This is a genomic window from Aeromonas sp. FDAARGOS 1414 (assembly GCF_019047065.1).
GTDB classification, from domain to species: domain Bacteria; phylum Pseudomonadota; class Gammaproteobacteria; order Enterobacterales; family Aeromonadaceae; genus Aeromonas; species Aeromonas veronii_A.
Genome location: NZ_CP077210.1, coordinates 2,247,239 through 2,262,524 on the forward strand (window position 1 = coordinate 2,247,239; position 15,286 = coordinate 2,262,524).

A 15,286-nucleotide genomic window follows, 5' to 3' on the forward strand; every position below is an offset into this window, starting at 1 on the left:
ACTTTGCTCAGTCACCTTTTGACTCAACTGCTGCAACCATGCGCGCCTCTTTACTTTTGTGGCTAGTGAAGTAACGCATCACCAGCACGAAGAAGAGCGGGACGAAGAAGATGGCCAGCACGGTGGCGCTGATCATCCCCCCCATTACGCCGGTACCGATTGCATTACGGCTGCTGGCACCGGCGCCGGAGCTGATCACCAGCGGCAGCACCCCGAGGATAAAGGCGAGCGAGGTCATCAGGATCGGACGCAGACGCAGGCGTGCCGCCTCCACCACAGCCTCACCCAACCCCATCCCCTTGTCGTAGAGCTCTTTGGCAAATTCCACGATCAAAATCGCGTTTTTCGCCGACAAGCCTATGGTGGTGAGCAGGCCTACCTGGAAGTAGACGTCGTTCTCCAGCCCACGCAGGGTGGCGGCCACAATGGCTCCCAGTACCCCGAGCGGCACCACCAGCATCACCGAGAACGGAATGCTCCAGCTCTCGTAGAGGGCCGCCAGACAGAGGAACACCACCAACAAGGAGATGGCGTAGAGCGCAGGAGCCTGTGAACCGGCCTGACGCTCCTGGAAGGAGAGCCCGGTCCACTCGATGCCCACCCCTTCCGGCAGCTGTTTCACCATCTGCTCGATCGCAGCCATCGCATCACCGGTACTCTTGCCGGGCGCAGCCTCACCGACGATCTCCATCGCCGGCACGCCGTTGTAACGCTCCAGACGCGGTGAGCCGAAGCTCCACTCGGTGCTGGCAAAGGCGGAGAAGGGCACCATCTGACCGGCACTGTTGCGCACATACCAGAGCTTGAGATCTTCCGGGTTCATCCGGAAGGGGGCATCCGCCTGCATGTAGACCTTCTTGATCCGGCCCCGGTCAACGAAGTCATTGACGTAGGACGAGCCCCAGGCGGTAGCCAGGGTGTTGTTGATGTCCGCGATGGAGAGCCCCTGCGCCAGCGCCTTCTCGTAGTCGATCTTGATATCGAGCTGCGGCGTATCTTCCATCCCGTTCGGGCGTACCCGCACCAAGGTGGGATCCTGCGCCGCCATGCCGAGCAGCTGGTTACGCGCCGCCATCAGCTTGTCGTGACCGATACCGCCACGATCCTGCAGGAAGAAGTCAAAACCGGTCGCCGTACCCAATTCAGGAATAGATGGCAAGTTGAAGGCGAACACTTGCGCCTCCTTGATGCTGAACAGATAGCCCATGGCGCGACCGATAATGGCGTTGGCACTGCGATCAGGACTCTTGCGCTCGCTCCAGTCCCTGAGTTTGATAAAGGCCATACCCGCGTTCTGGCCACTACCGGCAAAACTGAAGCCCGATACAGTCAATACGGCATCCACGTTATCCTTCTCGTTGTCCAGGAAGTAGTCACGCATCTGGGCCAGCACCACCTCGGTGCGCTGCTTGGTAGCTCCGACCGGCAGTTGCACCATGGACATGATGACCCCCTGATCCTCTTCCGGCAGGAAGGAGGTGGGCATCCGCATAAAGAGCACTGCCAGTACCGCCAGCATGGCGCCGTAGATCAGGCTGTAGCGCACGCCCTGCTTGATCACCTTGCGCACGCCGCTCTGATAGCGATTGGTACCCGCATCAAAGGCGCGGTTGAACCAGCCAAAGAAGCCGCGCTTGGCTCCAAACTCGCCATGTTTCATCGGCTTGAGCAGGGTGGCACAGAGCGCCGGAGTCAGGATCAACGCCACCAGCACCGACAGCACCATGGCCGAGACGATGGTCAGCGAGAACTGGCGATAGATGGCGCCGGTCGAGCCGCCGAAGAAGGCCATCGGCACGAACACGGCGGAGAGCACCAGGGCGATCCCCACCAGTGCGCCGGTGATCTGGGTCATCGACTTGCGGGTGGCTTCCAGCGGGGAGAGATCCTCCTCGCTCATCAGACGCTCCACGTTCTCCACCACAACGATGGCGTCATCCACCAGCAGGCCGATGGCGAGCACCATACCGAACATGGTGAGGGTGTTGATGGAGAAGCCGAACGCCGCCATCACCCCGAAGGTACCGAGCAGCACCACAGGCACCGCAATGGTCGGGATCAGGGTGGCGCGGAAGTTCTGCAGGAACAGATACATGACGCAGAACACCAGGAAGATCGCCTCGATCAGGGTCTGCACCACCTCCTCGATGGAGATCTTCACAAACGGCGTGGTGTCGTAGGGGTAGACGATCTCCATGTTGGCCGGGAAGTAATCCGACAGCTCATTGAGCTTGGCACGCACCTTCTCGGCGGTATCCAGCGCGTTGGCGCCGGTCGCCAGCTTGATGGCAACCGCGGCGGTAGACTGGCCGTTGTAGAGCGCATCGGCGTCATAGCTTTCGCCCGCCAGCTCGACCCGGGCCACATCTTTCAGTCGTACCTTGGAGCCATCCTGATTCACCCGCAGCAGGATATCGTTGAACTGCTCCACGGTAGAGAGACGGGTCTGCCCCATGATGGTGGCGGTGAACTGCTGATCTTCCACCGACGGAGTACCGCCCAGCTTGCCGAAGGCCACCTGGGCGTTCTGCGCCTTGATGGCCGCCTGCACATCCCCCGGGGTCATCTGCACCCGGTTGAGTTTGTTGGGATCGAGCCACACCCGCATGGAATACTGGCTACCGAACAAGGTGATATCCCCTACCCCGTCCAGACGGCTCAGGGGCTCCTTGATATTGGAGACCACATAGTCCGCTAGGTCGTCGTTGTTCATGCTGCCATCGCTGGAAATGAACGCCGCGACCATCAGGAAGCTGCTGGAGGTCTTCTGTACCCGGATCCCCTGCTGCTGCACCTCTTGCGGCAGCAGCGACATCGCTTGTTGCAGCTTGTTCTGCACCTGTACCTGGGCGATATCGGGATCGGTCCCCGGCTGGAAGGTGAGGGTCACCGACACCCGCCCCGCGGAGTCAGACTGGGAGGACATGTAGAGCAGGTGATCCAGCCCGGTCATGTTCTGTTCGATGATCTGGGTCACCGAGTCTTCCACCGTTTTGGCGGATGCGCCCGGATAGCTGGCAGAAATACCGACAGCAGGCGGCGCAATGCTCGGGTACTGGGCGACCGGCAATTTGATGATGGCCAGGCTGCCCGCCAGCATGATCACCAGCGCGATCACCCAGGCAAAAATGGGTCTGTCTATAAAAAATCGAGCCATGAAGCGACTACTCCATCCTACTTGTTGGCCGGGGTGTTGGACGCAGCTTGAGCAGACGGTGCATCAGCACCCTGCTCGGCGGGATTGACCACGGCGCCCGGTCGTACTTTCTGCAAGCCAGCCACGATCACCCGCTCGCCGGAGGTGAGCCCTGACTCCACCACCCAGTTGCTGCCGACGACCCGGCTCAGCTGCACGTTGCGCAGCTCCACCTTGTTGTCAGCGGTTACCACCATCACGGTGGCGCCGCCATTGGGGGTGCGAGTCACCGCAGTTTGCGGCACCAGCAGTCCTTGTGCCCGCTCTCCCTCTTGCAGGGTGGCGCGCATAAACATGCCGGGCAGCAGCAGCTGGTGAGGGTTGGGCACAATCACCCGCAGGGTCACCATGCCGGAGGTCTCATCCACGGTCACATCGGAGAACTGCAGCGAGCCCTCTTCGCCATAGGTGCTGCCATCTTCCAACTGGAAGGTCACCTTGGCTCCCTTCTGCTCGTCCTGGGTCAACTTGCCCTCGGCGACCAGTCGCTTGAGGCGCAGCAGATCGGCGGTGGATTGACGCACATCCACATACATGGGATCGAGCTGCTGGATGGCGGTCAGGCTGTCAGCCTGCTGGGCGGTCACCAGCGCCCCCTCGGTCACCGCGGATTTACCGATGCGGCCACTGATGGGGGCGGTGATGCGGGTGTAACCGAGATTGATCTCTGCAGTGCGCAAGGCCGCCTTGCTCGCCATGATCTCGGCCTTGGCCTGCTTCCAGCTGGCGTCGGCGTCGTCATAGTCCTGACGGCTAATGGATTTGACCTTTAGCAGCTCCTGATAGCGCTGTGCCTTGAGACGGGCACTCTGCTCGTTGGCCTCTGCCTTGGCCAGATTGGCCTTGGCGCTGGCAACCGCCGCCTGATAGACAGCCGGATCGATCTGATAGAGCAGGTCGCCCGCCTTCACATCGCTCCCCTCGGTAAAGAGGCGCTTGAGGATGATGCCGCTCACCTGCGGACGCACTTCAGCCACCCGCAACGGGGCGCTGCGGCCGGTCAACTCGGTGGTCAACATCAACGGGCCGCTCTGCAGGGTCACCACGTTGACCGCCGCGGGGGGCATGCCGCCCTGCCCCTGGGGTGCGCCCCCCTTGTCACCACAACCTGCCAGCAAGCCTGTAGCCAGCAAGGCAAGACCAACTGAACGAGCAAGAATATGTTTATGCATGAAACACCTGAGCCTTTGCCAGTCAATGAACAATCAGGGCCGCATGGGCCCTGTTGGTAAATAGTCGAAAGATGAGGCAATATACATACATTCATAAATGTATGTAAGTGACTTTTTGCTTGCATGAGGCACAAATTTCGATGGCCAGACGAACCAAAGAAGAGGCGCAGCAAACCCGCTGCCACATCATGAGCACGGCGCTGGATCTGTTCTGCTCTCAGGGCCTGGCCAAGACCAGCCTGACCGACATCGCCAGGGCGGCAGACCTGACCCGCGGGGCCATCTATTGGCACTTCAAGAACAAGGATGAACTCTTCATTTCGCTCTGGCAGGAACTCTGCAGCCCCCTCGCCCACCAGCTCGATGCCTGCCTCAACCCAGATGAGCCCGATCCGCTGGGACAACTGCGCCTCTTCTTCGAAGGGGTGCTCCACAGCTTCATTCACAATCCGGCCCAGCGGCAGATGTTCACCATACTGTTCAATCTCGAATCGCTGGAGGGGGAAGCCATTTCCCTGCGCGAGCATATCCGCAGCGAGTCAGCCAACTTTTTCCGGGACCTGGAGACCACCCTAGCCAACGCGGTACGCCGGGGGCAGCTGCCTGCCAACCTCAACCTGCAGCGTGCAGCCACCCTGCTCCACTGTACCCTGGATGGCTACATCATAAACTGGCTCCACTTTCCGGAGCGGATCGACCTGCAGAGCGAATCAGCCTTCCTGATAGAGAGCATGTTTACCATGCTGGCCCACCCCCACGGACCTGCCTGCGGCCGCTAACAGGCTCCGGCAACGTCCTCACATCCAAATCGGGGACTGACCGCGCGTTTTGGCAGTCAGGCCCCGATTTGTTACCCTGTGCGCCCCCTGCTTGAGGTAACCCCTGTGCCACACTCTGACGCCATCCCCGCTTCCCGGCCATTTAACGACCAGCACGCCCACGTTCGAGCTGCCTTTGTGGCGCACCTCAAACCCGGCGCTCACCTGCTCAATGGTCAGTGCGGTATGGGGGAGGATCTGTGCTGGCTGCGTGCAGAAGGGTATGTGGTCACCGCCTGTGAAGCGGTACTGGCTGACGCCAAAGTAGCCTCACAGCAATCCGGGCAAGCTGTGCGGGTCTGCCCGCTGGCGAAGATGCACTCGGTGCTCCCTTACGATGGCATCTGGCTGAGCCGCCCGCTTGATAGCGACGTGGCCACTCTTGTCCCCCTGTTGCAACAGCTGGCGACCCTGCTCAAAGCGGGCGCTCCGCTCTGTTTCCCCCTACAGCCAAGCGGCGAAATGAGCCACGACCAGCAGCTCCCGCATCTTCAGCAAATCGTCACCTCATCCGGGGTAGCGCTGCAACTGGCTTCGATGGAAGCCGTATCAGCCAGCACCTCAGACTCCGCAAGTCAATATGCCAACCAGTACGTCATGTTGCTGCGCGGCGATCATCAGGCCACCTAACGGGCTAATTCATCACGGATTTTCCCATTCAATGCCAAGCCGGCTGCTAGTCGGCGATCTTGGCTATCGACAATATTTAACTCGGCATTAACGCATAAAAGGCAGACATAACACGGCTTACGTGTTAAAAAGTTCGATTAATATCAAAATTTAATAACAAAACAGACAATACAACCAACTCCGGATTTCCTTATGAAACTTGTCCTGAAACTCATTGCTGGCATCCTTGCCGGTCTCTTGCTCGGTCTCTACGCCCCTGAGTGGGTGGCGCGCGTGCTGTTTACGGCCAAGACAGTGATAGGTCAGCTCATCACCTTCACGATTCCGCTCATCATTCTGTTCTTCATCATGAGCGGCATCGCCAGCCTGCCGAAAAACTCCGGCAAGCTGCTGGGCAAAACCGTGGCCCTCTCCTACTGCTCTACCATTCTGGCGGGGCTGTTCGCCTTTACCGTGGCGAGCCACCTGATCCCGCAGTTCACCACCGCCGCCGAGCCCACCACGGCCACAGCCATCAAGCTCGCCTCCTATGTCAATCTCGAGATCCCGCCGCTGTTTGGCGTGATGTCGGCACTGGCTGCCGCCTTCGTGTTCGGCATCGGCATCAGCGCCACCCAGGCCACCGATCTGCGCCGTGTCGCCGATCAGGGCCGTGACATCATCGACCGCCTGCTGGCCAAGGTGATCATCCCGCTGCTGCCGTTCTATATCGCGGGTGTCTTTGTCGAGATGACGGTAGAAGGCACCGTATTCGCTACCCTGAAAACCTTCGGCGTGGTGCTGGTGATGGCCATCCTGATGCACTGGATCTGGCTCTCCGTACTGTTTATCGGCACAGGTCTGGCTCTTGGCCGCTCACCGGCCCAGCTCATCAAGAACATGCTGCCCGCCTACTTCACCGCACTGGGGACCATGTCGAGCGCCGCCACCATTCCGGTCGCCCTGCAATCGAGCAAGAACAACGGGGTGAGCGACAGCATCGCCAACTTCACCGTACCGCTGTGCGCCACCATTCACCTGTGTGGCTCCACCATTACCCTGGTCACCTGCGCCACCGCGGTGATGTTCCTCTCCGAGCATCTGGCCATTCCGGGCATCGAAACCATGCTCCCCTTCATCATGATGCTGGGGGTGATCATGATCGCCGCCCCGGGCGCACCGGGTGGTGGCGTAATGTCGGCGCTGGGCCTGCTCACCTCCATGCTCGGCTTTGGTGAAGCCTCCATCGCCCTGATGATCGCCCTCTATCTGGCGCAGGACAGCTTCGGCACCGCCTGCAACGTCACCGGTGACGGCGTGATTGCCCTGTGGGCGGATCGCTTCGCCAACGGTAGCGAGAGCGCAGCTCCAGTGGCCGAGGCCGAACAGGCGTAAGCTCGCCGGGATAGCCCGACCATCCTCTGCAAAACCGCAGGCCCGAACCATGTTCGGGCCTGCGTCGTTTCTGTCCCCTTCACTGCTTTTGTTAGTATTCCTCCTCCCCCTCTTTACCCCTCTCTGCCGTGAACAGCACTGGCGCTACCCTCTGCATCAGACAAAATTATTGGCATATGCTACATATGAGCGTATAAATAGCTTATGCCAATTAGGAGCCACCATGCCAAGACCCAAGATTGCCCGCCAGATCTGTGGCCGCCCCGCCAACAGCTGCTTCAAACCCAACGGCCGCCCCATGCATCAGCTGGAACAGGTCACGCTGGCCCCTGACGAGTTCGAGGCACTGCGCCTCGTCGACCTTCAAGGAATGCAGCAGCAGGAGGCCGCCCTGATGATGGGGGTTTCCCGCCAGACCCTGGCCAATATCCTGAAAAAAGGGCGCTACAAGGTGGTGGAGTGTCTGAGTCTGGGCAAAGCATTGATGATGCAACCCGCCGAGCCCGACCACCCAACCAGTGGAGAAGAGCCGACATGAATGCTGTCACAACCATGACCACCAACCCCAGCAACAGCGCCCTGATGCTGAGTCAGGGGCTGCTGGCTGGCCACTTTACCCGTGCCGAGCAGCTGCAATTCTTAACCCCGAAGGGAACGTTATCGCCACCCTGACCAACCCGGCCACCGCCGAAGGCTGCCACGGCAAGCAAGCGCTGCTCGACGCCCTTGCCCATCATCAGGTGGGTCAGGTAGTGGTGCGCAATATCGGCGAGCGGATGCTGGGTCGCCTGCTGGCGGCAAATATCCGGGTGCTGCAGTGCCTCTCTGCCCGCCTGCCGCTGCCCGCGCTGTTGGCCCCCACCAATTTGCAACCTCTTACCGAGGCAAGTCAGGGGCGTCCGTCTCGCCGTCATCAGAGCAAATCTGCGATCCGTGCCATCCAGCCAGTCGGCGCAGGCCAGAGTCATAGCCATTGTCATGGTGGTTGCAACAGTGGCTCCGATCACTGTTGCGCCAGTAGTGGCAATCAGGCAGAGAGCCCACTGCAAGGCCATACTTGTTGCCACGGCAGTGAAGGCGCCAACCAGCAGGGCGGTTGCTGCCATAATCACTGATGCCATCGCCGTGTATGTCATCACCATCAAGGAGAAGAGATCATGTCCATCTGGTTGTTGAGCCTGCTCGCCTCGTTCGTACTGATCCTGGCCATGGGCACCATCATCTGGTGGCGCCAATACCAGCTTGCCCAGAAGCGGGAAGATAAAGAGGTGCGCCCCTGTGGCTGCTCCAGCGCCTGCGCGGATCACCTCTACCAGATCAGCGAGCCGACGCCCAAAAAGTAACCTGAGCGCAAACGCCATAGCCGCAGATACAAGGTCGGCAAAATAAGGGCGCGTGAAATCGAGAAGAGCATAAAAGAGAGGGGGCACCTGCTGGTGCCCCCTCTCTATTTATTCCTCGTCATGCTTGAACCGCCTCTTTCCCCCTTACGCTCATCACACGCGCTCAACCCGGCTCTGCGCCACTGGCCGCCACACCGGATGAACTGGCGGGATCCTGATACTGCTGATAGATGGCATAAAACTCGGCCTTGTTGTGCAGGGCCGCAGCGACACAGGTGGGATCAAACTGGCTGCCGGCATGCTCCTCCAGATAGGCAAACGCCGTCTCGAACGGCCAGGCCTGCTTGTAGGGGCGCTCGCTGGTCAGGGCATCAAACACATCAGCCACCGTCACGATACGCGCCGCCAGCGGGATCGCCTCCCCCGCCAGGCCCAGCGGATAACCGGTGCCATCAAAACGCTCATGATGGCCTGCGATGATGTTGGTCAGCATATCGGTGTGGTGAATGCCATCGAGGCCAAACTCATTGATCATCAGGCTGATCATCTCTCGCCCCTTGCTGGTGTGAACCTTCATGATCTCGAACTCTTCCGGGGTCAGCTTGCCCGGCTTGAGTAAAATGGCATCCGGCACCGCGATCTTGCCGATGTCGTGCAGCTCGGAGAAGAGGTAGACAAACTCCACCTCCTCGTCGCTCAGCCCGCAAGTCGGGGCCAGCGTCTTGGCGATCAGTCGGGAGTAGGCCGACATCCGATGCAGATGGTTGGCGGTCTCCTCATCCCGATAGCGACTGAACTCCCGTGCCGTGGTCAGCGCGCCGCCGAGGGTCTGAATAGAGAAGAACTCCACCGCAATGATGGCGGACAACATCTGGGCATAGGCCGACAGCTCGCTTTGGATCGACTCATCGAAATAGCCCGGCTCCATGGCATCGCAAAACAGAAAACCAAACAGCTTGCTGTTGAACAACAGCGGCTCGGTATAGCTGGAGGCATAGCCCGCCTCCAGCAGCTTGCGGCTGTGTTCCGACGCGGAACCACGCAGGGCATCGAGATTGCCAAGCACCCGGGGGTGCTTGTGCTCCGCCAGATAGCGCAAGGAGGGAACATCGCTCAGCTTCACCTCATACTGCACCAGCGGCGAGGGCCCCTCGGTGCTGTGGGCGAAGGTCTTGAGCTGATCGGTATGGGGATCGTAAATCGCAATGGCCACCCGACTCAGCTTGTCAAAACGCTCGCGTAGCGTAGCGTGCAGATTCTGCATTCTTTCGCCAAATGAACTTTCCATTGCCTTCTCCACCGGATCACCATGATGGGAGTATAGGGGCACCCGTGACAGGGTTCCCAGCCACAGACCGCGAAATTGACTAATAAGTCAGCAATGCATATTGCCAGCCACAAACCTGTGCAGCAGGGACTGCGCGCCAGTCAGGGCTCCACCATCAGCCGCTATTCGCACGGCCCAATCCTGCCCACTCGGAGATATTGTTAGGTTCTGCCATGCTGGCTGTATAGTTTTTGGTTAACCATTCCGGTAAAATCCGCGCCCTTAAAGAAGAGCCACCTAAGAGTGATTGAGCGATGTCCAACACAAAACAGGCCCCCAAAGTAGGATTCGTCTCCTTGGGTTGCCCCAAAAACCTGGTCGATTCAGAACGCATCCTGACCCAGCTGCGTACCGAAGGGTACGATGTGGTGCCCAGCTATGACGATGCCGAGCTGGTCGTCGTCAACACCTGCGGCTTTATCGACAGCGCGGTGCAAGAGTCGCTGGAAGCGATCGGCGAAGCACTAGCCGAGAACGGCAAGGTGATCGTCACCGGCTGCCTGGGTGCCAAAGAGAACCAGATCCGCGAGATCCACCCCAAGGTGCTCGAGATCACCGGCCCCCACGCCTATGAAGAGGTGCTGGGTCACGTCCACAAATATGTGGAGAAGCCGCAGCACAACCCCTTCACCAGTCTGGTACCGGCCCACGGCGTCAAGCTGACCCCGCGCCACTACGCCTATCTGAAGATTTCCGAAGGCTGCAACCACCGCTGCACCTTCTGCATCATCCCCTCCATGCGCGGGGATTTGGTGAGCCGCCCCATCGGCGACGTGCTGGCCGAAGCCAAGCGTCTGAAAGAGGCCGGCGTGAAGGAGCTGCTGGTGATCTCCCAGGACACCTCCGCCTACGGCGTCGATGTGAAGCACCGCACCGGTTTCTACGACGGCATGCCGGTCAAGACCAGCATGGTCGCCCTGTGCGAAGAGTTGGCCAAGCTCGATATCTGGGTACGTCTGCACTACGTCTACCCCTACCCGCACGTGGATGACGTCATCCCGCTGATGCGTGATGGCAAGATCCTGCCCTACCTCGACATCCCGCTGCAGCACGCCAGCCCGCGCATCCTCAAACTGATGAAGCGCCCGGGTTCGGTCGAGCGCACCCTGGAGCGGATCCAGAAGTGGCGCGAGATCTGCCCGCAGATCACCCTGCGCTCCACCTTTATCGTCGGCTTCCCGGGCGAGACCGAGGAAGATTTCCAGATGCTGCTGGACTTTATCGACAAGGCGGAGCTGGATCGGGTCGGTTGCTTCAAATACAGCCCGGTCGAAGGGGCGCTGGCCAACGAGCTGCCGGATCCGGTACCGGAAGCGATTCAGGAAGAGCGCTTCCAGCGCTTTATGGAGCTGCAACAGCAGGTCTCCATCCGCAAGCTGGCCCGCAAAGTGGGTCAGGAGATGACCGTCATCATCGACGAAGTGGATGAAGAGGGTGCCACTGGCCGCTCCTTCGCCGATGCGCCGGAGATCGACGGTCTGGTCTACCTCAACGGCGAAACCGGCCTCAAGCCGGGCGATATGGTCAAGGTGCGGATCGATGAATCCGACGAATATGACCTGTGGGCCAGCCTGATTAGCTAACCCTTGCTGACCACCGCTCAATGAAAAAGCGCCTTCGGGCGCTTTTTTATGCTTCCAGATTGCACTTCTACACCAGTAAGCCCCACTTTGCGGTACAAAACTGGTATATCCGTATGCAAGGGTGTGTAATAGTCGTTTCTGTTTGGCGACGACTCGAAATCCCATGCAACTCAAACCCCTTCTCAAGGGACGCTTTCAGCCCCACTGGCAGGCCAGTCATGATCTTATCGTGCAGGTAGTGCAATCCTGCATCACGGAGCAGCATCTGATCCCCGAGGGGGAGCCCCTGATGCGTCAGGGGGAGCTATTGCGGGATCTGGTGCTGGTACCGGGCGGCCGCATCGCCATGGGCCACACCGCCATGAATGGCCGCCGCTTTCAGCTCGGCACCCTGGAGTGCGACAACCAGCTGTTTGGCGAGATGGAGTTCTTCACCGGCTACCGCTGCCAGCTCGACATCATCGCCGAGGAGCCGCTGGAAGTGGCCCGCATCGACGGCGAGCAGCTGGAGCAGGCGCTGGTCGCCCACCCCAAGGTGGCGCTCTTCTTTGCCACCGCCATTGCCATCGACTATCAGGACACGGTGGATATCTTCACCTGCCGCATGCTCTACCCCATCAGCTACAACATCGCCCTCGACCTCTATCACAGCCACTGCCACCACAACCCGGTGAGCGGCTTTCGCAAGGGGTATCAGGAGGCGGAACGCTTCGGCACGACCGACCGGGTCTACCGGCGGGCGGTGAAAGAGCTGATGGAGAAGGGACTGGTGGAGCGCGGCGAAGAGGGATTGCAGATCCGCGATCTGGCGGGGCTCAAGGCCTTTCTGGAGCAGCCATAAGTCGCAGGCCTCAGTTGCCGACTGAGCAGCAACAAGCGGAACAGCAACAAAAAAGAGGGGCGGTTTATACCGCCCCTCTTGCTGTTTACTCCCCCGCTCAGGCGAGACAGGGCTGAGGCCGGGCCATGCGCAGCGAGGCTACCAGCATGGCGAGGATCACGGCGTAGATAAGCGGGATGGCGTACATCACCGCCTGCAGGCCGATCACCTGCTCGAACAGGGCGCTGATGGCCGGGCTGAACATGGCCCCCGCGCTGCCGCTGATGAGAATATAGGAGACGTTCTTGCTCGATGCCTGGCGCACAAACGACACCCCGTAGGCGATAAAGGCGTTGTAGAGCGCGGCGCAGACAAAGCCGTAACCGTAGGTGAGGTATGGCAGCTGGCTCAGGTTGTCGGTGGTGACGATAAGCGCCGTCATCCCCATCGCCAGAGTGATGATCACCAACAGGAAGGTGCGGATCGCAATGCGGGTCACGATGGCGGTCGACACCAGCGCGCCGAGCAGGGCCGCCGTCCAGTACTGGGTGATGATGTTGCCCGCCTCCTCGAAGGGGATGCCGAACTTGTTCTTCACGAACATGGGCGCCCAAGTGAGGAAGGTGTAGAGCGCCAGCATGCCCAGAAAAAGCCCCAGCCCACCGCTGATGATGCCAAGGTTCCACTCCGAGTGCTCGTTGCCGGCGCTCTCGCCGCCCGCCTCACAGCTGCGGAAGTTGGTCAGCACCGCCACCAGCATGGTCGCCAGTGCCACCACGCCCACCGCCAGATAGCTCCAGCTCCACGCCATGGCGTGAGTGAGCGTATAGGTGGTGACAAGCGGGAAGACCACCCCGGCCACGTTGAAGGTGGCATCCTGCACCACCAGCATGGTGCTCTGCATCCGCGCCTGCCAGACGCTCACCACTAGAGTCCCCGCAATGCAGAGTCCCACCCCACCGCACAGGCCAATCACCGTCATGGCCGCCATCACCACATAGAGCGAGCCGGTCAGATGAAGCGAAGCCGCCGCCAGCGCGATCAGGCCGTAGCAGAGCAGCGTCATCCGCTTGAGGCCCACCTTCTCGATGAGGAAGAAGGCGGCAATGGTGCCCGCCAGCGCCCCGCCGTTGAGCAGGGAGAAGATGGAGGCCACCTGATTGACGTCGGCGCCGAACTTGGCGGCGATGGGGTCGATCAGCATGCCGAACTGGGTCGCAAAACCGGCCATCACGAAGTTGGCCAGGAAGCTGATGGCAGTGAGGGAGAGCTTATTGTTCATATTGGATCTCTCTTGGGGTCAGGGTGCGTGCAGGGTTGGGCGGGCCGCGGCGCTTACAGCGCGGTGTGCAGCGCCAGCTCGATCATCTGGTTGAAGGAGAGTTGCCGCTCCTCGGCAGTGGTCTCTTCACCGGTCAGGCAGTGGTCGGAGACGGTCAGGATGGCGAGCGCCTCGATCCCCTGCTGATGGGCCAGCCCGTAGAGACCGGCCACCTCCATGTCGATGCCGAGCACGCCGAACTTCTCCAGCGCCGGAATGAGGTTTTCATCCGGATCGTAATAGAGGTCGCCGGTGAAGATATTGCCCACCTTGACCGGAATGCCCTTCTCCTGCGCCTGGGTGTACGCCTTGTGCAGCAGGGCAAAGTCGGCCGAGGTCGCCATCTGGTAACCGGCGCTGCGCTTGGCATTGGTCGGGGAATCTGTGCCCGCCGCCTGCGCCAGAATGACGTCGCGCATCTGCACGTGGCGCTGGGTCGCTCCCAGACTGCCGATGCGGATGATCCGCTTGACCCCGAAGTCGTTCACCAGCTCGTGGGCGTAGAGCACCATGGAGGGGATCCCCATGCCGTGGCCCATCACCGAGATACGCTGGCCGTTGTAATAGCCGGTGTAGCCCAGCATATTGCGCACATTGGTCACCTCGCGTGCATTGGTCAGAAAGGTCTCGGCGATATAGCGGGCCCGCAGCGGGTCCCCCGGCATAATGACGGTCTCGGCGAAATCGCCCGGGTTGGCATTGATATGAGCGGTCATGGTTGTTGTGCTCCAGTTTGACTCGTTTTATTGTTTTGATGTGGCCATCCTAGCCGCCACCCCACCTCCCCTTGCAGGACAAAAGTCCTGTTGTCCCGATCGAGATCCCAGTTCCGGTAACTTGTTGTCTGCTACATCGCATACCGCATGCTTTTCGACGTTGCTTGCCAAGGCTTGCCCATCACAGCCACCCGCCATTCCCGACCTACCGGTGTAAAAAAGCGGGAGGGCAACGCCCCTCCCGCTCGGTAGGCCCTGCGAATGACGCTACAGGCCGACGGCATTGTTCACTCTGCCGGTTGACACGCAATGCCAGCCATGGGCTGGCTAGCTCAAATCATGCAGTGCCTTGCCAAGGGGCGGCGTGAGGCGCAGATCCGAAAAACGCACCACCAACCCCTGTCGCTCGGGGGTGCAGCACATCACTCCGATAAAGCAGCGCTCGCCTGGCGGGAACGGAGCGAGCCGCAGCAGTGGCCACACCTCGCCATCGGTGGAGTATTGCAGACGCAGACAATCGGCCAGCCGGGTCAGGCGCAGCCAGAAACGGCGCGGATTGCCGCTGAAAATACCGGTGGCCCAGTCAGATCGCAGATTGGTGAGCACGCTGCCGATCATCGGTTGGGCATCGTTGTACTCTATCCCCGCTTTGAGCCAGTGCGCCTCGTCTTGCAGCAACATCAACCCCGCCTGATCGTAGAGGGTGGTGAACTCCCCTTCGACACAGACCTGAAAGGTAAATTCACCCTCGACCTCACAGCCATAGAGATGCCCACTGTGGCGCTCGAAACCATACCAGGTGCTGCGCCAAAAATCGGTCTGCTTGTCCGTTACCACCAGCAAGCCGTCGCTTGTTTTGTGCCATTCGGCCGGTTCATTGAGCCAGCACCATTCAAGCCCTTCCCTCATCCTCTTTTGCTCCTGTTCTCGCCATGTTTCCCGTTGTCACCGGCCCATAACACTCGGGCGCGCTCATACTATCGCTG

General features: G+C 60.3%; 14 protein-coding genes. 8 read left to right on the top strand and 6 right to left on the bottom strand.

Annotated elements, in window-relative coordinates; translation table 11 throughout:
• Positions 1 to 7: 7 nt before the first annotated feature.
• Together I6L44_RS09835 and I6L44_RS09840 are read right to left on the bottom strand one after the other, a co-directional pair.
• Positions 8 to 3,157 (bottom strand): efflux RND transporter permease subunit, encoded by a 3,150-nt coding sequence (locus I6L44_RS09835; RefSeq protein WP_216951697.1) that lies wholly within the window; start codon positions 3,155 to 3,157, stop codon positions 8 to 10.
• A 17-nt stretch (positions 3,158 to 3,174) separates the two neighbouring features.
• Positions 3,175 to 4,368 (bottom strand): efflux RND transporter periplasmic adaptor subunit, encoded by a 1,194-nt coding sequence (locus I6L44_RS09840; RefSeq protein ID WP_021231193.1) that lies wholly within the window; start codon positions 4,366 to 4,368, stop codon positions 3,175 to 3,177.
• 140 nt (positions 4,369 to 4,508) lie between these two features.
• Between I6L44_RS09840 and I6L44_RS09845 the strand changes: the two genes are divergently transcribed.
• The 6 genes from I6L44_RS09845 to I6L44_RS09870 all read left to right on the top strand — a co-directional run bounded on the left by I6L44_RS09845 (position 4,509) and on the right by I6L44_RS09870 (position 8,533).
• Positions 4,509 to 5,147 (top strand): TetR family transcriptional regulator, encoded by a 639-nt coding sequence (locus tag I6L44_RS09845; RefSeq protein ID WP_216951698.1) that lies wholly within the window; start codon positions 4,509 to 4,511, stop codon positions 5,145 to 5,147.
• Positions 5,148 to 5,252: 105 nt separating this feature from the next.
• Positions 5,253 to 5,816 carry a hypothetical protein gene (locus I6L44_RS09850; RefSeq protein WP_216951699.1) on the top strand — a complete coding sequence of 188 codons (564 nt, stop codon included), beginning with the start codon at positions 5,253 to 5,255 and terminating at the stop codon, positions 5,814 to 5,816.
• Between the two features lie 192 nt (positions 5,817 to 6,008).
• Positions 6,009 to 7,190 (top strand): dicarboxylate/amino acid:cation symporter, encoded by a 1,182-nt coding sequence (locus I6L44_RS09855; RefSeq protein ID WP_216951700.1) that lies wholly within the window; start codon positions 6,009 to 6,011, stop codon positions 7,188 to 7,190.
• Between the two features lie 223 nt (positions 7,191 to 7,413).
• Positions 7,414 to 7,728, top strand: a complete 315-nt coding sequence (locus tag I6L44_RS09860) for a DUF134 domain-containing protein (RefSeq protein ID WP_216951701.1) — start codon at positions 7,414 to 7,416, stop codon at positions 7,726 to 7,728.
• Entirely contained in the window at positions 7,709 to 8,305 is a 597-nt protein-coding gene (locus I6L44_RS09865) for a NifB/NifX family molybdenum-iron cluster-binding protein (RefSeq protein WP_254204209.1), read from the top strand. Before I6L44_RS09860 ends, I6L44_RS09865 begins: the two co-directional genes overlap by 20 nt.
• A gap of 42 nt (positions 8,306 to 8,347) precedes the next feature.
• On the top strand, positions 8,348 to 8,533 hold the full coding sequence (locus I6L44_RS09870) for a hypothetical protein (RefSeq protein WP_005338109.1): 186 nt from the start codon (positions 8,348 to 8,350) through the stop codon (positions 8,531 to 8,533).
• A 163-nt stretch (positions 8,534 to 8,696) separates the two neighbouring features.
• On the opposite strand, the gene I6L44_RS09875 is transcribed toward I6L44_RS09870, so the two are convergent.
• On the bottom strand, positions 8,697 to 9,821 hold the full coding sequence (locus I6L44_RS09875; RefSeq protein WP_216951702.1) for an HD domain-containing phosphohydrolase: 1,125 nt from the start codon (positions 9,819 to 9,821) through the stop codon (positions 8,697 to 8,699).
• Between the two features lie 293 nt (positions 9,822 to 10,114).
• Between I6L44_RS09875 and rimO the strand changes: the two genes are divergently transcribed.
• Entirely contained in the window at positions 10,115 to 11,443 is a 1,329-nt protein-coding gene (gene rimO / locus I6L44_RS09880) for a 30S ribosomal protein S12 methylthiotransferase RimO (RefSeq protein WP_216951703.1), read from the top strand.
• A gap of 163 nt (positions 11,444 to 11,606) precedes the next feature.
• A complete protein-coding gene (locus tag I6L44_RS09885; RefSeq protein ID WP_216951704.1) occupies positions 11,607 to 12,284 on the top strand; it encodes a Crp/Fnr family transcriptional regulator in 678 nt (225 codons plus the stop codon).
• 97 nt (positions 12,285 to 12,381) lie between these two features.
• Here I6L44_RS09885 and tsgA read toward each other — a convergent pair whose 3' ends face one another.
• The 3 genes from tsgA to I6L44_RS09900 all read right to left on the bottom strand — a co-directional run bounded on the left by tsgA (position 12,382) and on the right by I6L44_RS09900 (position 15,209).
• Positions 12,382 to 13,545, bottom strand: a complete 1,164-nt coding sequence (gene tsgA, locus I6L44_RS09890) for an MFS transporter TsgA (RefSeq protein WP_216951705.1) — start codon at positions 13,543 to 13,545, stop codon at positions 12,382 to 12,384.
• 53 nt (positions 13,546 to 13,598) lie between these two features.
• The gene (gene deoD / locus I6L44_RS09895) at positions 13,599 to 14,300 is read right to left on the bottom strand and encodes a purine-nucleoside phosphorylase (RefSeq protein WP_216951706.1); all 702 of its coding nucleotides are present in this window, start codon (positions 14,298 to 14,300) and stop codon (positions 13,599 to 13,601) included.
• 327 nt (positions 14,301 to 14,627) lie between these two features.
• Complete coding sequence (locus I6L44_RS09900) at positions 14,628 to 15,209, bottom strand: DUF1349 domain-containing protein (RefSeq protein ID WP_216951707.1); 582 nt, start codon at positions 15,207 to 15,209, stop codon at positions 14,628 to 14,630.
• Positions 15,210 to 15,286 lie beyond the last annotated feature (77 nt).